Origin of the sequence: Prevotella illustrans, from assembly GCF_017426725.1 — a bacterium.
GTDB classification, from domain to species: Bacteria; Bacteroidota; Bacteroidia; order Bacteroidales; family Bacteroidaceae; genus Prevotella; species Prevotella illustrans.
Window position 1 is genome coordinate 1 of sequence record NZ_JAERMS010000044.1, and the last position, 21,526, is coordinate 21,526.

Here is a 21,526-nt window from a genome sequence, read left to right on the forward strand (position 1 = left end):
AATGTTGTTTATCAATTAATTACAAAATATATGCTTTTTAGGTGACGAAGTCAGGGGTTGCGGATATCAAAATAAATGAATATTTTTACAGCATGATAGAATAATGTCAAGCTGGTTATACCTTAATTGTGGGGATTTTTCTTCCACCGGGCATTCCCCGCATGAAATCGCTTACACCTGAAATCAATCACGTAAACTATTTATATAAACAATGATAAAACGACTCTTCATCATCATCTTATTGACCATAATGGCAACATCAGACATGAACGCGCAGTGTTACACGAATGACAGCATGATTGTTCGGATAGTCGAAATAGAGGTTTATCCGGAAGAAATGACCGCGTATTTGGCTGCGGCAACCGAAATAGGCGGCATTTCCGTACGCGAAGAGCCGGGCGTTGTCTGCATCTTCCCCATGCAGATACTGCAAGACAACAACCAGATTCGCATTCTCGAGATCTATCGCTCGGCCGCCGCCTATCGGCAACATCTTGAGACCGACCACTTTCTGAAATACAAAAGCGGTACACAGAATATGGTGAAGTCATTGAAACTGATAGAGACGCGAGCGCTTGACCCGAAAGCTATGCCGGAGATATTCAAGAAATTAAACGATAAAAATCTCACAAAATGATCAAAAAATTATTCATTCTTATATTTATTATGGTAACAGCAAGTAATTCATTTGCGGCCAAGAACCTGACTGCACGCCAATTACATCTGGCAACATTGGCAAGTTTAGAGGCCCGGGGCGATCTCAACCGTCTTGCGCCGGCCATCGACGAGGCTTTAGACGGTGGAGTGACGATCAATGAAATCAAGGAGGCTTTCTCCCAACTTTATGCTTACACGGGCTTTCCCCGTTCGCTCAACGCGCTGGGCGTATTGAGTAAAACGCTCGAAGCGCGCAAGGCTGCGGGAAAGAGAAACGGCGAGGGCAAAGCCTGGGAACGCCTCAAGGAGTTGGGACGACGCACGGGCTGCCTTCAATCTCGGAGTGAAGAACCAGACGAAATTGAGCGGATGCCCGTTTAACTATGACTTCTGTCCGCAGAACGACCATTACCTCAAGGCCCATCTCTTTGGCGACATCTTTGCCGGCAATCAGCTTTCGGCCGCCGACCGTGAACTGGTGACCATTGCCGCGTTGGCCTCGCTCAAAGGTGTGGCGCCCCAACTGGCGGCCCATCGGACGGGTGCCGTCAATATGGGAAACACCAAGGAGCAGGTGGATGAGCTGATGGCGTTTCTAAGTGCCAAAGGACTTTCGCAATGCGACAATGCCGCAGACGCGAACGCCGGCGCATGGCCGAAGGGTGTTCCTAACACTGCCTACGCCCAATATTTCATTGGCAACAGCCATCTGGCCCGAATCACGCCCAAGAATATGGGTGAAGAAGAAAAGACCGTTCTACCTTTGTCCAATGTCACCTTCGAGCCGGGGTGCCGCAACAACTGGCACATTCATCATGGCGCCCGTCAGATTCTCATCTGCGTAGCAGGCCGCGGCTGGTATCAGGAGTGGGGAAAAGAGCCCATAGCCTTCAATCCGGGCGATGTCATCGACATTCCCGAGGGTGTGAAGCATTGGCACGGGGCCAGGAAGGACAGCTGGTTCCAGCACATCGCCACACATGTGGCGGTTCCGAATACGAAGCCGGGGGCGGAACCCAACGAATGGCTGGAGCCCGTCAGTGATGAAGTATATAATCAACTGAAATAAGGAAATAAAGTGTTTGTTGTGTTATTGAAGCTTTGGAGCAATGGGGGCACGCTGATATTCTGTTTTTAGCGCAAAAAAAATCGCAGAAACTCACGTCCCTCCGATCGTTAGGTGGAGCCGCCTTTCGGCACCACCATTCTTCTCTAATCAATCTTTTACCTAATAACTAAAAACAAAAACATGAACAAATATGTTTCCTTCTACAACAATCTTTTATTACCTTAACTAAAACCTAAACTTGTTACCTAAACAATCTTTTTTTACCTTAACTAAACCTATCTGCCTTGATCCTTTATAACAATCTCTATGTTTTACCTAAAAAGTAACTAACTCTCTTTTGTTCTTTTGACACTGCAAAGATAGTCACAATCTAACCGTAACGCAATAAAAATAATTCGTTTTCATTTAAAAACCTTATTATTCTTGATGTAAATCAATCGTTGTGCACGCACACAATGATTAAATCGAAACTTTCTTTCCTTTCACGACGGAAAAGGAATCTTGCGTTTCAAAGGGCAAGCGCAGATTAGCGGCAGAAGCGTGTGGGCATTTCAAACGTTTTTCGTATATTTGTACCAATGAAAACATTACTTGAAAAAATCATAGAAATAATCATCAACGTCAACCCTCAATTAGCAACATGAGAAAAACCGTACTACTGACATTGCTGGCCTGTGCCGCCAATGCGTTTGCCGTACAGCAGCCCGGCGTCGTACCGACCTACACCGAATGGCACGACCTGCAGGTGAACGAGGTCAACCGCTTTCCGCTCCACACTTCGTTTTTCGCCTTTGAGAACGAAGTCCTTGCCCTACGAGGCGACAAGACGGCTTCGGCCAACTACCTGTCGCTTCACGGAACGTGGAAATTTAATTGGGTGAAAGACGCCGACCGGCGTCCCACCGACTTCTACCGCGCCGACTATGACGACTCTGCTTGGAAAACGTTGCAGCTACCCGGCATGTGGGAACTCAACGGCTATGGCGATCCCGTCTACGTGAACGTGGGCTACGCCTGGCTGCACCACTTCAAGAACAACCCGCCATTGGTGCCCATCGAGAACAACCACGTGGGCACCTACCGCCGCACTGTCACCCTGCCCGCCGACTGGAACGGCAAGCAGGTCATCGCCCATTTCGGTTCGGTGACATCCAACATCTACCTTTATGTCAACGGACAGTACGTCGGCTACGCGGAAGACAGCAAGGTGGCGGCCGAGTTCGACATCACAAAATACGTGAAACCGGGCCGGAACCTCATCGCCTTCCAGTCGTTCCGCTGGTGTGATGGTTCGTATTGTGAAGACCAGGACTTCTGGCGTCTGTCGGGTGTAGCACGCGAAAGCTACCTCTACGCACGCAATCCGAACATCCATATAGAGAACGTACGCATCGTGCCCGACTTGAAAAACAACTATCAAGATGGCGAGGTGGCCATCCACGTGACGGCAAAGGGCAACCCCATCGCTGAGTTCGCGCTCTACAATGCGGCCGGCATCAAGATTCTCAACAGCACGCTCGACTTCCAACGCAACCATGTGGGCTCGGCACGCTATACCCTGCGCAACGTGAAAGCGTGGACAGCCGAGACACCTTATTTATATAAGGCTGTTGTGACGCTGAAAGACCGCAAGGGCAACGTGGTGGAATCAACCACGCAGAATGTTGGATTCCGCAAAGTGGAAATCAGCGGCTCGCAGCTATTGGTCAACGGTAAGCCTGTTCTCATCAAGGGTGCCAACCGCCATGAGATGGATCCCGACGGCGGTTATATCGTCAGCCGCGAGCGCATGATACAGGATATCAAGATTATGAAGCGCCTCAACATCAACGCCGTGCGTACCTGCCACTACCCCGACGACCCACTATGGTATGAGCTTTGCGACGAATATGGCCTCTACGTAGTGGCCGAAGCCAATCAGGAATGTCATGGATTGGGTTACGGCGATGACTCGGAAGCGAAGAAACCACAGTTTGCCAAGCAAATCATGGAGCGCAACCAGCACAACGTGGAAATGTACTTCAACCACCCAAGTATCATTACTTGGAGTCTGGGTAACGAAACCGCAGACGGCCCGAACTTCGAGGCTGCCTACGATTGGGTGAAAGCGGCCGACCCAAGTCGCCCCGTACAGTGGGAAATGGGTAAGAAGAAGCCACACACCGACATCGTATGCCCGATGTATAGGTCGCCCGAAGACTGCGAAGCCTACGCTAAGAGCGACGCGCCCGAAGACCAACGGCCTTTCATCCAGTGCGAGTACAACCACACGATGGGTAACTCCAGCGGCGGATTGCAGGACTACTGGAAGCTGGTTCGCAAATATCCGAAATTCCAAGGTGGCTTCATCTGGGACTTCGTAGACCAGGCTTTGCACCGCAAACCGGGCAAACTGATGCACCTGAACGTAAACGAACAGACGCCTTACAGCAAGCTGCTCGGCATTGAATACTGCTATGGCGGCGATTACAATACGTACGATGGCTCGGACAACAACTTCAACTGCAATGGTATTATCGGCCCCGATCGCCAGCTGAATCCTCATGCCTACGAGGTGGCCTACCAGTATCAGAACATCTGGGTGACGCCCATCGACTTGAAGAAGGGTGTTGTCGAGGTTTACAACGAAAACTTCTTCCGCGACCTGAGCAACTACAAGATCGTATGGAACGTGCTGGCCGACGGCAAGAGCGTCGAGCAAGGCGAGATAACCGACCTGAACGTGGCGCCGCAGGGGAGAGCGATGGTCACGTTGCCCATCCATGACGTGGACGCGGGCGAGGTGCTGCTCAACGTGCGGTTCGTGGCCAAGACGGCCGAGTCGCTCGTCGACGCCGGCCAGACGGTGGCCTACGAGCAGCTTACCGTGAAGGCCTTTACGCCCGAAAAGGCCGTGGCTGCCGATGGAAAGGTGAAGATTATCAATAAAAAGAAAGACGCCCGACTGCTGTTGACGGCCGACGGCGTGACCGTGGCCTTCGACCGTGCGAGCGGTCTCATGACACGCTATGCGGCAGACGGTCGCGAGTATATCGCCGAGGGTGGTTCGCTGCGTCCCAACTTCTGGCGGGCGGCCACGGACAATGACATGGGCGCCGGCTTCCCCAAGCGCTTCAAGGTGTGGAACAACCCCGAGATGAAACTCATGTCGCTGACGGCCGAGACCCGCAAGGAGGGCAAGGCCGCGCCGGCAGAGGTGACGGCTGTCTACGATATGCCCGCCGTCGGCGCCCGGCTCACGCTTCGTTACCTTGTCGACAGCCGCGGACGAATCGACGTCAGCCAGTTGCTCGAACCCAAGGACGGTGCGAAGGCTCCCGACATGTACCGCTTCGGCATGGTGATGGATATGCCCTACCAAATGGACCGCACAACATTCTACGGCCGCGGACCTATCGAAAACTACATCGACCGCAAGGCTTCGCAGCTCGTCGGCATCTACTGCAATACGGCCGACAACATGTTCTATCCCTACATCAGGCCGCAGGAAACGGGCACTTTCAGCGACCTGCGCTACTGGAACCAGGCCGACGCCGAGGGCAAGGGCCTGAATGTAACCTCTCCGCAGCTGTTCTCGGCCAGTGCCCTGCACTATAACATCGCCGACTTAGACGACGGCGAGGCCAAGGAACAACGCCACAGCTACCAGATTCCCAAGAGTCGATACACCGTGCTCTGTGTCGACGGCGCGCAATATGGGCTTGGCGGACAAGACAGCTGGGGCGCGTGGCCTTTCGAACAGTATCGGCTGCACTTCGGAAAGAAAGCCTTCAGCTTTACGCTTTCGCCCCTGAAATAAGTTGCCCCCACACTTTTAAACAACAAGGAAGCCTCTTTCGTGTCAACGAGAGAGGCTTCCTTATTAAGCCCAAGAAGTGTCATTTCACACTTCACATTCCACATTTCAAATTCCTATCTGATAAACAACAATTCCCTGTACTTGGGCAATGTCCACAGCTCATCGGCCACGATGAGTTCCAGCTTGTCTATCTGATAGCGCACGGCATCCATCTTCGGGGCCACCGTGTCGTGATAGGCGAGGGCCTTCTCGCGCTCGTTCTGAATCCTGTTGGCCACCTTGCGGGCGTTGACAAGTTCTTCGATACCCGTTTCAATGCGCTGCGTGCGCTCCGCGATCTCGCGGATAATCTTCACGTTGCGGGCCGTGAGCGCCTTGCCCTCTTCCTTTCCGAAGATATTGAACATGCCTCCCACGTTTTTGGCTAAGCGGCTCTGGTAGTGCGTGGCTACCGGAATGATGTGGTTCATGCTCAGGTCGCCCATCACGCGGGCCTCTATCTGAATCTTCTTGGTATAGGTTTCCCACTTCACCTCGTTACGGGCTTCGAGTTCGCTGCGACTCATGACGTTCATCTTTTCAAACATCCTGACGCTCTCGGGGTCGAGATAGCGGTCGAAGCAGAGAGGGCAGGAAGCCTCGCAGTCGAGTCCGCGGCGGGCCGCCTCGGCTTTCCACTCGTCGCTGTAGCCGTTACCGTCGAAGCGGATGGGGCGGCAGCGCCTGATGTCCTCGCGAATCACGTCGATAATGGCACTCGTCTGGTCTTCGCCACCGGCTATCAGCGCGTCTACTCGCTGCTTAAAGTCGGTCAAAGCCTCAGCCACGGCCGTGTTGAGTACGATAAGCGCACTGGCACAGTTGGCCTCTGAGCCCACAGCACGAAACTCAAAGCGGTTGCCCGTGAAGGCAAACGGACTCGTTCGGTTGCGATCGGTGTTATCGATCATCAGTTCCGGAATCTCCGGAATGTCGAGTTTCATACCCGTTTTGCCCTCAACGTTGAAGAGTTCGTCCTTGTCGGCCTTCTCAATATGATCGAGCAAATCGGTCAGCTGTCGCCCCAAGAACGACGAAATGATGGCGGGCGGAGCCTCGTTTCCACCCAGACGATGGGCATTCGTGGCCGTCATAATCGATGCTTTGAGCAGTCCGTTGTGCTTGTAGACACCCATTAGCGTCTCGACAATGAACACCACGAAGCGCAGGTTGGCCTCCGACGTCTTACCGGCCGCATGCAACAGCACGCCCGTATCGGTGACAAGGCTCCAGTTGTTGTGCTTGCCCGAGCCGTTGATACCATCGAATGGCTTTTCATGAAGCAACACCCGGAAGCCGTGTTTGTGAGCTACCTTCTTCATCAGACTCATCAACAGCATGTTATGGTCTACCGCCAAGTTGCATTCCTCGTAGATGGGCGCCAGCTCAAACTGCCCCGGTGCCACCTCGTTGTGGCGTGTTTTGCAGGGAATACCTAACTCCAGCGCCTGCGTTTCCAAATCTTTCATGAAGGCCTGAACACGCTCTGGGATGGTGCCGAAATAGTGATCGTCCATCTGTTGGTTCTTGGCCGAGTCGTGCCCCATGAGCGTGCGGCCGGTGAGCATCAGGTCGGGGCGGGCCGAGTAGAGGCTTTCGTCTACCAAGAAGTATTCCTGTTCCCAGCCCAGATTGGTCTGTACCTTCTTCACTTTCTTGTCGAAATAGTGGCAGACACTCGTGGCCGCCTCGCCGACGGCGTGGAGCGACTTCAGTAGCGGGGCCTTGTAGTCGAGCGCCTCGCCCGTGTAAGAGATGAAGATGGTGGGGATGCAGAGCGTGTCGTCAATGATAAAGACGGGCGACGTGGGGTCCCAGGCCGAGTAGCCGCGGGCCTCGAAGGTGTTGCGAATGCCGCCGTTAGGGAAGCTCGAGGCGTCGGGTTCCTGCTGAACGAGCAGCTTGCCCGAGAATTCTTCTATCATTCCGCCCTTGCCGTCGTGCTCGACGAAGGCGTCGTGTTTCTCGGCCGTGCCTTCAGTGAGCGGTTGAAACCAGTGCGTATAGTGCGTCACGCCGTTCTCCTCGGCCCACTGCTTCATGCCGCTGGCTACCGCGTCGGCAATGCTTCGGTCGAGCCTACAGCCGTTGTCGATAACATCTATCAGCTTGTTGTAGACGTCGGCCGACAGGTATCGGTACATTTTCTGACGGTTGAACACATATTTGGCAAAGTATTCGGACGGACGTTCCTTGGGCGCGGGCACCTCTAAAGGACGCTTGCGGAACGCTTCGGCCACGACCTCAAATCTCAAGTTCGACATAAGTTATTATTTTATTCCGTGAAAAAAAACGTGTTGTGTGGACAAAAATATAAAAAATAGACGTGAAAAAAGCCTGTAGACAAAAAAACTCTCACAATCGGTGAGAGCTTCTTTCTGTATGTTTACCAAAATTTGTTATATTCTTCGCTATATTCAAAGCCGGCCGCGGCCAGTTTCTTTTCTAAGTCGTGACGGTTTACATCCATATCATCGCACAAGGCGTCGAGTGAACGGTAGTCGTCGCGCAGCAACATGTTAACGACACTGAATAAGATCATCGGGTCGTTGGGTAATTTATCCATTATTTTTCTTTCTGTTTTAAAACGATTGCAAAGTTACTTGAAATCAACGACTTGCCGAAAAAAAATAAATATTTTTAATGAATAAAACCGCTATTTCTGAGTGATTTCCCTCGTTTTTCGTTCAAATAAAAATATTTCCGTTCCGATTATCTCCCTTTTCCTTTTGATTTATCTTTGATTTGAGCTACCTTTGCACCGCTAAATAAGTATATTACAAATGAGTAAGAAGCAGATTCTTCTGATCAACGACATGGCCGGTTACGGCAAGGTGGCTACGGCGGCCATGCTTCCCATCCTTTCTTACTTTGGCCATCCCACCTATAATCTGCCGACAGCGCTGGTTTCTAATACGTTGGATTATGGTAAGTTCAATATTTTAGATACGACAGACTATATCAAAGGCGTGTTTCCCGTTTGGAAACAACTTGGTTTTTCGTTTGACGCCATAGCCACAGGTTTTATTGTTTCCGAACGCCAAGCTGCCATCATCTCCCGTTATTGTTTGCAAGAGGCTGCCAAGGGTACCGTCATCTACGTGGATCCCATCATGGGCGACGAGGGAAAGCTGTATAATGGCGTCACGCCCGCTGCCATCAACTCCATGCGCGAAATGCTCGGTGTAGCTCATCTGTGCTACCCTAACTATACGGAGGCTTGCTACCTGACCGGCCGTCCTTACCGGGCGGAGGGTGTCAGCTACGATGAGGCGCTGGGATTGCTCCGTCATTTACGAAAGATTGGCCCTAAATCGGTGCTCATCACCAGCATACCGGTCGACGGACAGCCTTCGGTCATGGGCTACAACCACGAAGACGACAGCTATTTCCAACTGCCCTATGATGAAATTCCCGTACACTTTCCGGGTACGGGCGACATCTTCTCGGCTGTGCTCATCGGCCATCTGCTCAACGACGAACCGCTGACGGACAGCACCCGCAAAGCCATGGACGCCGTCTATACGTTTATCAATCTCAACAAGGACAACGAAGACAAGAACCGAGGCATTCCATTGGAGCAATACCTCGACGTACTGAATCAATAATTCCACGGCCTAAACGAAGCTCTCGAGCTTTTTAGCGACCGTTTTCCGTAACTCAATTCTTTCTTTTATGTGGCTCGAATCCCTGTTTTCAATCCATTCAGCCGTACAGGCCGTAGTCGTTTTATCAGCAGTCTGCGCCCTGGGACTTGCGCTCGGCAAACTCCACTATAAAGGTATTTCGCTCGGCATAGCCTTTGTTTTCTTCATCGGAATCGTAGGCGGCCACTACGGTTTTACGCTCAACCACGACGTCCTGCTCTTTGCCGAGAGCTTCGGCTTGTCCATGTTTGTCTACGCGCTCGGCCTTTATGTAGGTCCCAACTTCTTTGGTTCGCTGCGTCACGAGGGCATTCAGCTCAACCTGTGGGGACTCGGTGTCGTCCTTACGGGCACGCTCATGGCCATTCTGCTGTGCTATGTCTTGCCGGTGAACGTGGCCGACATGGTGGGCATTCTTTGCGGAGCCACCACCAATACGCCGGCTCTGGGAGCCGCTCAGCAAGCCTTGGAGCAGATGGGACTACAGAGCGGACGTGCCGCCTTGGGCTGTGCCGTCACCTATCCGTTAGGTGTCGTGGGTGTCATTCTGGCCATGGTCATCATGCGCAAGCTTTTTGTGAAACCGATTGACCTGCAACCCCATTCGTCGGCAGACGAAGACCACACCTATGTGGGCCAGTTTGTGGCGGTCAATCCGGCCTTGGCAGGCAAGTCTCTCGCCGCCATATCGCTCATGACCCATCGCCATTTCATCATCAGCCGTATATGGCGCAACGGACAGGTCATTGTGCCCCATGCCACCACGACACTGCAGGTGGGCGACAACCTGCTGGTGGTGACCAATAAGGAGGAAGTTTCGGCCATGGAAATTCTCTTCGGACAGAAGGTGGAAAAAGACTGGAATCGGGAACAGATAGACTGGAACGCCATCGACTCGAAGGTGGAGAGCCGTGTCATCGTGATGACCAAGACGCAACTGAACGGCAAGCGACTCGACCAGTTGCAGCTCCGCAGCACCTACGGTGTCAATGTGAGCCGTGTCACCCGTGGCGACATCAAGCTGCTGGCCACCGACCATCTGCGGCTGCAATACGGCGACCGGTTGACCATCGTAGGTCCGCCGGCCGACATCGACCATGTAGAGGCTTTCTTAGGCAATGCCGTGCAGACGCTGAACGAGCCCAACCTGGGCGCTATCTTCCTCGGTATGCTGCTGGGTGTGGCTGTCGGCGCCATTCCCATCGACATTCCCGGCATGACAGCCCCCGTGCGTTTAGGTATTGCCGGCGGTCCCATCATCATGGGTATCGTCATCGGCGCGCTTGGGCCGCGCGTGCATTTCATTTCTTATATGACCCGTAGTGCCGGCCTTATGTTGCGCAAATTGGGTCTGTCGCTCTATCTGGCATGTCTCGGTATCGACGCCGGTGGTCAGTTCTTCGAGACCGTCGTGCGCCCCGAAGGCCTCATGTGGGTGGGTATCGGCTTCCTGCTGACGGTGGTACCCGTGCTCACGGTGGGCTGTATCGCGCTCCGGCTACACAAGTTCGACTTCGGAACCATCTGCGGAATCCTCTGCGGCAGCATGGCCAACCCCATGGCCCTGACTTATGCCGACGATACGATAGACGGTGACGCGCCGTCGGTCAGCTACGCCACTGTCTATCCGTTGGGCATGTTCATTCGTGTGATCATTGCCCAGGTAATGGTGATGTTTCTGGTATAACCCGATGACTGAATTGTAAAAGGGCTGCTTTCACGTTGCGAAAGCAGCCCTTTTACATTCCAATAGTTATGCTTTTAGCGGCTCAAAGCATATCTTTTACAAGCTAAAAGCAGCCCTTTTACAAAGCTGCTTTTCAGCTCTCATTTATCTGCCATTCAATCCTTCGTTTTATTCATCAAACTTCAAACCCTTCGTCTCGGGCATGGCACCTTTCTGGGTACATACGTAGGCACTCACCTTGACAGCCCGCTTGTGGGCCTCCTCGATGGTTTTGCCTTCCAGGATGGCGGCCGTGAAGCTACCGGTGAACGAGTCGCCGGCACCCACCGTGTCGGCCACTTCCACTTTCGGCGTCTCCACGAAACTCTTTTTCTTGGGAGCGAAGACATAGCTGCCGTTGACGCCGCAGGTAAGCACGAGCATTTTCAGGTTGTACTTGCCCAAGATGAGCCAGCACTTGTTTTCGATGTCCAGGCCGGGATAGCCGAAAAGGCGCCCGATGGTGACGAGTTCCTCGTCGTTAATCTTCAGAATATTGCAGGCGTCGATCGAGTCGCGGATGATTTCCTTGGTGTAGAAGTTCTGTCGCAGGTTGATATCGAAAATCTTGAGACAGTCCTTGGGCGTGGCGGCCAGGAACTTCAGGATGGTATTCCGCGACACAGTGTTACGCTGGGCCAGCGATCCGAAGCACACGGCGCGGGCGTTCCGTGCCACGGTCTCTATCTCGGGTGTGAAGGGGATGTTGTCCCAGGCCACGTCGGCCTTGATGTCGTAAGAGGGCACGCCCTCGTCGTCGAGCGTCACCAGCACGGTGCCGGTGGGATAGTCGACGGTGGGCATGATGTGGTTGAGTTTCTTCTCGTCGAACTCTTTGCGGGCCTGGTCGCCCAACATGTCGTTGCCCAAGGCGCTGATGGCCATGGCGTCGAAACCGAACTGATTGGCATGATAGGCGAAGTTGGCGGGGGCGCCACCCAGTTTAGAACCTTCGGGCAGGCAGTCGAACAACGCTTCGCCCAATCCCACAACGTATCTTTTCTGTTCTTTCTTGGTCATAATGATTCTATTTGCGGTTAAATGAATTGTTTAATCCTTTTCTTTTTTCAATCTTCTTATCTTCCCACTCTTTTGATATAGCTGAAGAGATAGACCACGCCGACGGCCATCACGATGACGGCGCCTCCTTGGCCGACAGCGTCGCTGGTAGCACCCATGATCAAGGGGAAGATGGTGCCACCGAAGAGGCCCATGATCATCAGTCCGCTCACCTCGTTTTTCTTTTCAGGCACAGCCTGCAGAGCTTCGCTGAGGACGATGGAGAAGACATTGCTGTTGCCGTAGCCCACCAGCGCGATGGCTACGTAGAGCGTCAGTTCGGATTGGCCGAAGTACATGCCCACCATGCTCAGCGCCATCATCGCAATGCTGATGACGAAGAAGGTGCGGTTTCTCATCACCCGCAGGAAGAAGCTGCCCGTCAGACAGCCCAACGTACGGAAGATGAAGTAGAGAGAAGTGGCAAATCCTGCCTCGGTAAGTGTCATCCCAAGGCGTTCTATCAGAAGTTTTGGAGCAGTCGTATTGGTTCCCACGTCGATTCCCACATGGCACATGATACCCAGGAACGACAGCAGGACGATGGGTTTGGCCAGCAGTCGGAAGCAGGCGACATATTCGCCACCTACGGAGACATGGGCGGGCACGGCGTCTCTTTCCTCCTCAAAGCCCGTGGCGGAGAGCAGAAGTGTGGCCACAATGCCGATGACCATGTAGATGGGGAACAGCACGCGCCAGCCAAGACCGAATGCGGGTATCGTGGCCGTGGCGCCCCACATGGCGATATAGGGGGCCATAAACGAGGCGATGGCCTTGATAAACTGGCCGAAAGTGAGCGTCGAGGCCAGGTTGCCGCCTTTGATGACGGTGCTCACCAGCGGGTTGAGCGACGTTTGCATCAGCGCGTTGCCGATTCCGAGCAGCGAGAAACTCACCAACATCACGCCGAAGCTTTCGCCGAAGATGGGCAGCAGCAGGGAGAGGAGGGTGACGACCAGCGAGAGGAGCACCGTCTTCTTGCGGCCGATGCGGTTCATCAGTACGCCTGTGGGCACCGAGAAGATGAGGAACCAGAAGAAGACAAGAGAGGGAAAGAGGTTAGCCGTGGTGTCGTTCAGGTTCAAATCGGCCTTCACATAGTTGGAGGCGATGCCTACCAAATCGACGAATCCCATCGCGAAAAAGCAGAGCATGACGGGAATCAGCGCCATTTTGTTTGATTTACTCATAAATATTTAGGTTTTAAAAAGAATTGTCTTTCTACCTCCCGACCGTCAAGCTTTCCATGCGGCATCGGTCGTTGAAGTTTGTCACTTCTTAGGTTTTACGACTGCAAAATTAGTGTTTGGAAGAATAAGTCACTTGCTAAAATCGTTCATTTGATTACAAAAATGTTGCATGTATCATTTTTTATAAAGTAAATGTGAAGTATGAAAAGGTAAACGTTGTTAAGGTCTTGCATCAGGAAGTGGGTGTTGCCGTAAACGCCTATCTTGGGAAGTTCCACCAGCGTGGCGTTGCCTCCGTGGCGATTGACGCATTCAACGAACTTGCGGCCCATTTGCAGGCGCACGCGCCAGTTCTCGTCGCCGAGGTTCTTGCTGGGCGTCTCGGGTATGTAGTCGCCGAAATACAATAAGCCTTGCTTTCTGTTGTGCCTCCTTACCCCAAAGGAGATAGCATCAAAAATTGAAGTTTTCTCATACAGATTCTCCTTTCTCTTTATTTTTATTTCAGTTTCTCTTTAAAAAACGCGCATGCCTTTGCCGCGATGGGGTCTACATATTCCTTCACATAATAGGTCTTGATTGCTTTTGTTCTCATTTTCGATATCTTTTATCCGCGTGGCGCGAAGCCCATAAACCATTTGGTTATTTCCGGGTCGTGGTGGCTCGGCATGATGACGGGCTGTGTGGTGTCGAGCTTTAGTATCTCGACCATCTCGGCATCGGTGAGCGTGAAGTCGAACAGTTGCAGGTTCTGCGCCATGCGTTCCTTGTGCACCGACTTGGGAATGACGATCACGCCGCGCTGCAACAGATAGCGCAGCGCCACCTGCGGTCCTGTCTTACCGTGCTTTGCACCGATGGCGGCCAGCGTCTCGTTGGTGAAGAAGACGTTCTTGCCCTCTGCCAGCGGACCCCACGACATGTGGCGCACGCCCAGTTCGTCCATATACTTGCGGGATTCCACCTGCTGGAAGAACACGTGCGTCTCCACCTGGTTTACCGCCGGCACAATGTCCATGAAGTGGCAGAAGTCGATGAGGTGATCGGGATAGAAGTTGCTCACGCCGATGGCGCGCACCTTACCTGCCTTTAAAGCATCTTCCAAGGCACGGTAGGCGTTGTAACGGTTGCCGTAGGGCTGGTGCAGCAGTATCAGGTCGATGTAGTCGGTGCCCAGCTTGCGCAGGCTCTCATCGATGCTGCGTGCAGGGGCGTCGCCCTCGTAGTTGGACATCCATATCTTGTCTACCACGAAGACGTCTTCTCTCGGCACGCCGCTTTTGCGTATGGCGCGACCCACGCCCTCCTCGTTCTGGTATGCCTGCGCCGTGTCTATCATCCGGTAGCCCATGCTCAGCGCGTCGGCCACGCAGCGTTCCACCTCATCAGGCGCCACCTGAAACACACCGTAGCCCAGCTGCGGCATTTCCACTCCATTGTTCAGTTTAATCGTATCCATGATTCTCTTTTTGTTTGTGAATGATTTATGATTGCAAAGATAAGAGGGAAAAGCGGCTTCGGCTTTACACAAAAGGCGACTTTGTTTCACTTTTCAGCGAAAAAGTCGGTTATCATTCGGCAAGTGGCGTCAGCTGTAGGGGCGTGATTTATCACGTTCCGCCTCGCCCGGAAAACAGGCAATCCGCCGTAGGTGTGTGATTTATCACATTACGAATTCCTCGGGAAACAAACAATCACGCTAACGCCACGCAATGGACTGCAGGCGGAGGCGGAACGTGATAAATCACGCCCCTACGATGTCCCGACAAACGACGGCAGGCTTGCCGAGATTCGGCAAACGCCAAGGTATAACGGATGTTAAATGCCGAGGTTCGGCAAACGTCAAGACGTAACGGATGTTAAATGCCGAGATTCGGCAAACGTTAAAGTATAACGGATGTTAAATGCCGAGGTTCGGCAAACGCCAAGGTATAACGGATGTTAAATGCCGAGGTTCGACAAACGTCAAGACATAACAGATGTTAACTGCCGAAGCTCGGCAAACGTCACGGCAAGTGACGGCATGAACGAATTTTCGGCAACCACGCCTTCGCCAAACGATAAGGCGCGATTGCTGAAAATCCGAGGTGTGACGGCGGCTTGCGTTATTCGTTCACCTGAACTTTCTGCACCGTCTTGCCATCCACTGCCACCACATAAACGCCGGACGTGGGCAGGGGGAGCCGCACTTCGCCACCACCGCTCACGGCCGTGGTCACCAGCCGACCGTCCATGCCGTAGACGGACACGTGCGCTTTGGTCTGCAATCCGTCAACCAGAATAACCTGCCCTTGCGCTCTCAACGTGACTGTCTCTTGCGTCGCGACTTGTCGCACGTCGGTGGATGTCGAGCCCCGCAACTCGATAAACTGGCGCACGCCGCTTGTCTTTCCGCCTTGCGTCGTTTGCCAGGTGCGCGTGATGATGTTGCCTTCGGTGGTCTCGGTGTAGGCAAGCTCCACGGCACGCCCGTCGATCGTGGCGGTGACGTCGGGCTTGGCGGGCAGCGTTTCGTCCTTGCCGACGATGATGTAGCTTGCTTCGGGCAGTCCGCCGAACACCACCTGAGCGTCTACCACCTCGATGCCGCCGCCGTTAAGATCCTGACTTGTGAGGTCGTAATATTGCGTGTCGTCGTCGATAGTCTCCAATCTTAAAATGCCTTTGCCGGCAAACCAGATGTCGATTTTCTCCCCGGTATTTGGTACCACTATCGAATAGGTGGGCACGCGTGCCATCAACTGCTGCGGGATGAACACGTCGCACTCGCCGTCGTTGGCTGTGGCAGGCATCAGCACGTGGCGATAGGTCTTGCCGAAATCGTCGGACATCACCACGCGCACCTTGCTGTCTCGGGGAAAAAACGTTTTGTCTACATCCCAGGTCAGGTGCAGCTTGTCGCCCATAGAATATTTTTTGTCTATCGTCGAGGTTATCTTGAATGGCGTGGCAGCCACCACTTCCACGTTGGCAATGTAGCCATCGTAGAGTGGGGCGTGGTGCCTGGCGATGGCATCTGATAGTGGAAGGGCGTCGCTGACGCTCAACCAGAACTGATAATTGCCCACGGGTATTTTATCAGAATTTGGTACGATGCTGCCGCTGCCGTTGTGTTTGCGACCGAATTCGAGCACGTTGCCGCGCTGAGGCGGGTAAACGGGGAACGTGGCTTGATTGCTACGAGAGCAACCAAACTGGTTGAAACTATAGTTCAGCTCCTTTTGTTCGGCATCGTCGGCGTAGACGGGAATGGTGAAAAACGTGCCTTGGGGCACGCGATAGGTGGTTTTCATCCTGTCGCGGTCGATGCGTGGCGCGGTGTTATTTGTGTTGGGATATTTTAAAGGGAGCGTTTTGTCGGCATTTGCTTTGGGCGCTTTCATTTCTTTGATGCACTGCAAAGAGATGAATTCCGTTTTAGACGATGTGCCATAGCTGACCACCGACTGACCCGAACCCGGCTCGTTGCATGTTCCCCACAAGCCCACCGAATATGTAAAGGGATGCTCTGCGCCAAACATGTGCCCCAGCTCGTGAGCCATAGTGATCAGATCCTGGGTATAAACAACGGCATGCCCCTTCCAAGACGGATATTGAATGCCGCCCAAATGCGCTAATCCGCCAAGACTGGTATTTTCGGCATAGTCCAGCAAAAGTCCGATATCGTAGTTCTCTGTGCCGATGGCTGCGTTGATAAGTCCCGTTCCTGCCGAGTAGTAATACGGTCCGTTGTTCACCCGTTCAATCAGCCGCTCGTCGTCGATCACTTGAAACTGCACGCCCAAGTCGCGCACATATATCTCGTTGAGATAGGTCTCAAGCTGCGCCCAAAAGGCTTTCACCTTGCTGACATCCGTGTTGAACTTAGGCGAATGGAACTCGCTGTAGCTCATGAACACAGCCAAACGGAAAACTCGGTATGTACCATCAGAGATAACAGGGGCTTCAAGGGTGTTCCTACCTGCCCGGGTTCCGCTCGTGATTGGGGACAGCTGCGTGTTCCACCTTGCGCCAAGCGCATTGGGCGCACTTGTTTTTTCGCCCGCGTTGTCACTGTCGGCAGTGGACGTGGGCTGCAGTCCGCATTCGCTGTCCGTGTGTCTTGTGGGACTAAGCACCAGCAGTCCGTTGTTTGAAGAAATGTCGTAATCGGAGCCATAATACAAGCTTCCCACTACGTTTTCCTTGTCGTCGATGCTCACATATGCCACCGTTTCACCGTTGAGCGTCCCAATATAAGTATGTATGCCCTGCGCCGCAAACGAGTTTGGGCTTTCGTGCCATTGCAGAGGGAGCGAAACCTCGGGGCTAATGGGTAGCGCGAAGGTGGCGTTTGCTTGTTTCAGTGATTGCTTGAAAGCGTTTGTGGTGGCGTAGTCGAGAGATTCTGCCGCCCATATCGGTGCGGCACAGAGCCAGATCAGCCCGCCAAATGCCAATGTTCTAATTATGCGTTTCATCTATTTTGCTGTTTTTTCGGCGCAAAATTACGCATAAAAGGCCACGCCAACAAGGGGTGCGAGCTAAAATTGCAAGCTTCTCATTTTCTTTAATGTCATCTTGTCGCTTAAAAGCCGATGCTTTCCAGCCACTTGTCTATCTGCGCGTGCTTCCGGTCCATTCCCTTGCCGTTCTTCTCTTTTATGTGTTGTAAAATGCTTTAAATATTGATTCATAAGTAGGTAAATCAAGATTAGCCAATCTGACACTTTCTCCGAAAAATGAATGAGGGTGTATCAAAATAGACACATCCTCTTTGTGATATAAGATAAAAAGGTTATCTTTGTTACCACAAGGTCAATCATAGGGTTCTTATGTCGTTTAATAAAAGTAATTTGATCGTGGAGCGTGATCTCAAACGTCTCGGTACGGCCGAACTGAAAGATTACGTGGTACACATTATTTGTATGCGTGGCCGGTTTGACTTTACGTTTGATGGGAATCCGTTTTTATTAAAATCGGGAGAAGCAATGATTATCAGTCTTCAACAGTTATTAGAAGGCATGCGGCCTTCTGCCGATTTAGACGTGATGTGCGTCTACGTGAAGTCTGATTTTCTGGAACTTTGTACGCCCCCGCAGCAACTATGGAATCAAAGGCGCGTTGGCTCTCTATGCTTATCCTGTCATGCAGATGGACGGGAGGCGGTTCGAACAGCTGCGTCAAGACTTTGTACAGATAGAACAAAGGTTGCTGAACACCGAGAATCCCTTTCAAGAAGACATACTGATATGTGCCACGCAGATGATGTTTCTCGACTTCTTCGACATCCACGCCGCGCAAAACGGACTGGCCAACATCTCGTTTCAAGACACCGACATCATTGCCCGCTTCATGCAGATGCTCGAACACGGCGATTATGTAAAGAACCGCGAGGTGGGCTATTATGCCGACAAACTGTGCGTAACGCCGAAATATCTCTCTGAGGTGTGCAAGGGCGTAAGCGGCAGAACAGCCAATTACTGGATTACGCGCTTTGTCATCATCCACATACGCCGGCTGCTGAAAGCGCGCGAAATGACGTTTACTGAAATCTCCGACCTTTTCGAATTCTCCTCGCCCGCCTACTTCAGCCGCTTTGTGCAGAAACATCTGGGCGTATCTCCAACCAATTTCCGAGAATAACGATTCATCAATCATGAATCATTCGATTTATAGCTGTGTTTTAATATTTTAATCCTTTATTTAAAAATCAGAATAAGTTTAAATCTCTTCGCTGTTTCTTTACAGCCGATCAAATAAATGGATATGAAAAAGAAAAAACAAGTCGGGCTTCGCAACCCGCTTTATCTTATTGAATGTAGATTTCTGAAACTCTACTTGGTATTAGGATTTTTACTCCGTATAGTGCTGATGCTGACATCGCCGGCCGATGCTTCGTTCACGATAGGTGAAACCATACGATTGCTGGGTGTGGGAATCTTCTCTGATTTCGGTATGGGCATCCTACTTTTCATTCCTCTTCAGATTTTCTATCTGGGGCTGAATGAGTGGAAGTACAATCGTGTTGCCGGTTGGGTAATCGAAGTTCTGATCGCTTCCGCACTGATTTATGTATGCTGTTTCCACTCCATCTTTGACGAATATGGCGGTGGCGCGCCGAAGATTGCCAAGATATTCATAGGCTGGAAGCTCCTGAGTTTCACGCTGCGCTTTCTCATTCCCAAGATAAGAGAGGCATGGCGACGCGTCACGCTCTATACAACCTGGGGTGTTTACGTATTCCTTTTCCTTTGTGTTACAGCGGGTGAAATCATCTTCTGGCAAGAGTTTGGCGTTCGATACAACTTTATAGCCGTGGATTATCTGGTCTATACGCATGAGGTTATCGGCAATATCATGGAGTCTTATTCCATCGTTCCGCTTCTCTTGTTGATTGTCCTACTCACGGTAGGCATTATCCTATGGGACTCTCGCAAGCGAAGATTCAGACTTACCAACCTCTATACGCCCCGACTGCTGGCTGTTCATTTGGCTATTTATGCCGCCTTTGCCGTTTGCTCCTATTTCATCCTGTGGGGAACACATAGCATGCAGAGCGACAATCAGTATGTTACGCAGCTGGAGCAGAACGGGGCCTGCGACTTCGTCATCGCATTCCAAAGCAACAAGTTGGAGTATGACAAGTTCTACCCCATGCTGCCCAAGCAACAGGCTATCAGCATGTACTACAAGGAAGCAGAATTGAACGCGGATGGTAGCAAAACCATCGGAGACAGTTTCACTACACGCCGCCCCAACATTGTCCTTATCACGGTGGAGAGTCTCAGTGCCGACTTCCTCACCCGTTACGGCAACAAGCAACAGCTCACGCCGGAGCTTGACCGGCTGATGCGGAAGGGTTTGGTATTCGATCGTCTCTATGCGGCCGGCAACCGCACCGTCCGCGGTCTGGAAGCTCTGTCTCTCTGCGTACCGCCCAGTGCCGGCGAGAGTATTATCAAGCGCAAGGCCAACCGCATGGGAAGTTTGTCGGTAGGAAGCGTCTTAGGCCGGCTGGGATACCGCTGCCAGTTCCTCTATGGCGGCGACAGCTACTTTGACAACATGGGCGATTTCTTCTCCCATAACGGTTATGAAGTGATCGACCGCAACGATATTGCAAGCAAAGACATCACCTTTGCCAACATTTGGGGCGTGTGCGATGAGGATATTTTCAAAAAGAGCCTGGAAACTTTCGACGCCAACACCCGAGACGGGAGGCCGTTCTTTGCCCAAATCATGACTACGAGCAACCATCGTCCTTACACTTATCCTGCCGGCCGCGTCAAAGTGAAGGGAGATCCGAACACACGGGACGCCGCCGTGAAATACACCGACTACGCCATCGGCAAATTCATCCGCGACGCGGCACGCAAGTCATGGTTCAACAATACCGTATTCATTGTCATCGCCGACCACTGCGCATCCAGCGCGGGCAAGACTTCACTGCCGATAGACCGTTATCACATTCCCTGCATTGTCTATGCGCCGGCCATCGTGAAGCCACAGAAAGTGGAAAAGGTTTGCTCGCAGATAGATGTCATGCCGACCATCTTATCTCTGCTGCGCCTGAAAAGCCGTGTTCGGTTTACAGGACAGGACATTCTCTCTCCCACATTCCGTTCCCGTGCTTTCATGGCAACTTACCAAGACTTAGGTTATCTGGAAGGGAATCGGCTCACAGTGTTATCCCCTGTCCGTGTCGTTCGGCAGTATTCTGTTCGCCCGCTCGCCGACGGCACTTATGACGAGCAACCCGTCAGCCGGCCTGACAACCATCTTGTACGCAAGGCACAGGCCTGCTATCAATACGTAAACCTCTATCTGAAAGCCCAATAACAAGAGGTATATTGTAAGACTTATTGCAAAATGTCAATGAGAATACTAAATTGAAATATGGCAGGAGAAGCAGAACGTCCGCTATACGGAGCTGCTTTCCTCTTTATTCCAATATCATCAAGATGCTTCCGGACGCTATCAAGACAGCCCCAAGCACGACTCGGCTTTTTATCTTTTTGTAAATAAAGTGGTAAGAAAAACGGCTTCTGAAAATGCTTCAGTTAGATGGAAAAACGGTCATGAAAGAGCGTTTTCAACCCCAATGACAAGTCATTTTCAGCTCATTTCAAGGTCAAAGCATAGCTTTTACACGCTAAAAGTTATGCTTTGACCCGCTCATTGCTATGCTTTTAGCGGCCCAAAAGGCTGCTTTTGGGCGGTTATTTTCGGTATTTTAGCCCCTTTTATGTGCGTGTAGACTTTGCCGTTTACGTTAAAAGGTTGATTATCAGCGGTTTGCTATTTTGATGAAAACTTTCAAAATTCCGGGCTTTTAGTCACGAACTTTATTCTCGAAGC

The 21,526-nt window shown here is 52.0% G+C and carries 14 protein-coding genes and 1 pseudogene; 8 read left to right on the forward strand and 7 right to left on the reverse strand.

The window, feature by feature from the left end; genetic code table 11:
• Positions 1-211 precede the first annotated feature (211 nt).
• The 4 genes from JHU38_RS10700 (at position 212) to JHU38_RS10715 (ending at position 5,525) form a co-directional block, all read left to right on the forward strand.
• Positions 212-637 carry a putative quinol monooxygenase gene (locus JHU38_RS10700; protein ID WP_232369940.1) on the forward strand — a complete coding sequence of 142 codons (426 nt, stop codon included), beginning with the start codon at positions 212-214 and terminating at the stop codon, positions 635-637.
• Entirely contained in the window at positions 634-1,038 is a 405-nt protein-coding gene (locus tag JHU38_RS10705; RefSeq protein ID WP_107581962.1) for a carboxymuconolactone decarboxylase family protein, read from the forward strand. Before JHU38_RS10700 ends, JHU38_RS10705 begins: the two co-directional genes overlap by 4 nt.
• On the forward strand, positions 1,001-1,726 hold the full coding sequence (locus JHU38_RS10710; protein ID WP_107581961.1) for a carboxymuconolactone decarboxylase family protein: 726 nt from the start codon (positions 1,001-1,003) through the stop codon (positions 1,724-1,726). Before JHU38_RS10705 ends, JHU38_RS10710 begins: the two co-directional genes overlap by 38 nt.
• 640 nt (positions 1,727-2,366) lie before the next feature.
• Positions 2,367-5,525, forward strand: coding sequence for a glycoside hydrolase family 2 TIM barrel-domain containing protein (locus JHU38_RS10715; RefSeq protein ID WP_107581960.1), 3,159 nt, complete (start codon positions 2,367-2,369; stop codon positions 5,523-5,525).
• Positions 5,526-5,638: 113 nt separating this feature from the next.
• On the opposite strand, the gene JHU38_RS10720 is transcribed toward JHU38_RS10715, so the two are convergent.
• Both JHU38_RS10720 and JHU38_RS10725 read right to left on the reverse strand, forming a co-directional pair.
• Positions 5,639-7,828, reverse strand: a complete 2,190-nt coding sequence (locus JHU38_RS10720) for a glutamine synthetase III family protein (protein WP_107581959.1) — start codon at positions 7,826-7,828, stop codon at positions 5,639-5,641.
• A 122-nt stretch (positions 7,829-7,950) separates the two neighbouring features.
• Positions 7,951-8,130 carry a DUF4250 domain-containing protein gene (locus JHU38_RS10725; protein WP_107581958.1) on the reverse strand — a complete coding sequence of 60 codons (180 nt, stop codon included), beginning with the start codon at positions 8,128-8,130 and terminating at the stop codon, positions 7,951-7,953.
• Positions 8,131-8,347: 217 nt separating this feature from the next.
• On the opposite strand from JHU38_RS10725, the gene JHU38_RS10730 reads away from it, so the two are divergent.
• Positions 8,348-9,172 (forward strand): pyridoxamine kinase, encoded by an 825-nt coding sequence (locus tag JHU38_RS10730; protein WP_107581957.1) that lies wholly within the window; start codon positions 8,348-8,350, stop codon positions 9,170-9,172.
• Positions 9,173-9,239: 67 nt separating this feature from the next.
• Positions 9,240-10,898 (forward strand): putative transporter, encoded by a 1,659-nt coding sequence (locus tag JHU38_RS10735; RefSeq protein WP_107581956.1) that lies wholly within the window; start codon positions 9,240-9,242, stop codon positions 10,896-10,898.
• 168 nt (positions 10,899-11,066) lie between these two features.
• Here JHU38_RS10735 and JHU38_RS10740 read toward each other — a convergent pair whose 3' ends face one another.
• From JHU38_RS10740 to JHU38_RS10760, 5 genes and pseudogenes are all read right to left on the reverse strand, one after another.
• Positions 11,067-11,957: a carbohydrate kinase family protein gene (locus tag JHU38_RS10740; protein WP_107581955.1), complete on the reverse strand. Its 891-nt coding sequence runs from the start codon at positions 11,955-11,957 to the stop codon at positions 11,067-11,069.
• A 56-nt stretch (positions 11,958-12,013) separates the two neighbouring features.
• Complete coding sequence (locus JHU38_RS10745) at positions 12,014-13,186, reverse strand: MFS transporter (RefSeq protein WP_107581954.1); 1,173 nt, start codon at positions 13,184-13,186, stop codon at positions 12,014-12,016.
• Positions 13,187-13,332: 146 nt separating this feature from the next.
• A pseudogene (locus JHU38_RS10750) lies at positions 13,333-13,596 on the reverse strand (alpha/beta hydrolase); the annotation flags it as partial.
• Positions 13,597-13,793: 197 nt separating this feature from the next.
• On the reverse strand, positions 13,794-14,645 hold the full coding sequence (locus JHU38_RS10755; protein ID WP_107582389.1) for an aldo/keto reductase: 852 nt from the start codon (positions 14,643-14,645) through the stop codon (positions 13,794-13,796).
• Between the two features lie 646 nt (positions 14,646-15,291).
• Entirely contained in the window at positions 15,292-17,646 is a 2,355-nt protein-coding gene (locus JHU38_RS10760) for a reprolysin-like metallopeptidase (RefSeq protein WP_107581953.1), read from the reverse strand.
• 643 nt (positions 17,647-18,289) lie between these two features.
• On the opposite strand from JHU38_RS10760, the gene JHU38_RS12465 reads away from it, so the two are divergent.
• Together JHU38_RS12465 and JHU38_RS10770 are read left to right on the forward strand one after the other, a co-directional pair.
• Positions 18,290-18,811: an AraC family transcriptional regulator gene (locus tag JHU38_RS12465; protein WP_232369941.1), complete on the forward strand. Its 522-nt coding sequence runs from the start codon at positions 18,290-18,292 to the stop codon at positions 18,809-18,811.
• 117 nt (positions 18,812-18,928) lie between these two features.
• Positions 18,929-21,007, forward strand: a complete 2,079-nt coding sequence (locus tag JHU38_RS10770) for an LTA synthase family protein (protein ID WP_107581952.1) — start codon at positions 18,929-18,931, stop codon at positions 21,005-21,007.
• The last annotated feature ends 519 nt before the right edge of the window (positions 21,008-21,526 follow it).

What these genes read in the sequence shown, in the direction of transcription:
- JHU38_RS10760 (WP_107581953.1), bottom strand. Translation starts at nt 17,646, where the DNA reads ATGAAACGCATAATTAGAACATTGGCATTTGGCGGGCTGATCTGGCTC.
- JHU38_RS10770 (WP_107581952.1), top strand. Translation starts at nt 18,929, where the DNA reads ATGGATATGAAAAAGAAAAAACAAGTCGGGCTTCGCAACCCGCTTTAT.
- JHU38_RS10720 (WP_107581959.1), bottom strand. Translation starts at nt 7,828, where the DNA reads ATGTCGAACTTGAGATTTGAGGTCGTGGCCGAAGCGTTCCGCAAGCGT.
- JHU38_RS10730 (WP_107581957.1), top strand. Translation starts at nt 8,348, where the DNA reads ATGAGTAAGAAGCAGATTCTTCTGATCAACGACATGGCCGGTTACGGC.
- JHU38_RS10725 (WP_107581958.1), bottom strand. Translation starts at nt 8,130, where the DNA reads ATGGATAAATTACCCAACGACCCGATGATCTTATTCAGTGTCGTTAAC.
- JHU38_RS10755 (WP_107582389.1), bottom strand. Translation starts at nt 14,645, where the DNA reads ATGGATACGATTAAACTGAACAATGGAGTGGAAATGCCGCAGCTGGGC.
- JHU38_RS10745 (WP_107581954.1), bottom strand. Translation starts at nt 13,186, where the DNA reads ATGAGTAAATCAAACAAAATGGCGCTGATTCCCGTCATGCTCTGCTTT.
- JHU38_RS10735 (WP_107581956.1), top strand. Translation starts at nt 9,240, where the DNA reads ATGTGGCTCGAATCCCTGTTTTCAATCCATTCAGCCGTACAGGCCGTA.
- JHU38_RS10700 (WP_232369940.1), top strand. Translation starts at nt 212, where the DNA reads ATGATAAAACGACTCTTCATCATCATCTTATTGACCATAATGGCAACA.
- JHU38_RS10705 (WP_107581962.1), top strand. Translation starts at nt 634, where the DNA reads ATGATCAAAAAATTATTCATTCTTATATTTATTATGGTAACAGCAAGT.
- JHU38_RS10740 (WP_107581955.1), bottom strand. Translation starts at nt 11,957, where the DNA reads ATGACCAAGAAAGAACAGAAAAGATACGTTGTGGGATTGGGCGAAGCG.
- JHU38_RS10715 (WP_107581960.1), top strand. Translation starts at nt 2,367, where the DNA reads ATGAGAAAAACCGTACTACTGACATTGCTGGCCTGTGCCGCCAATGCG.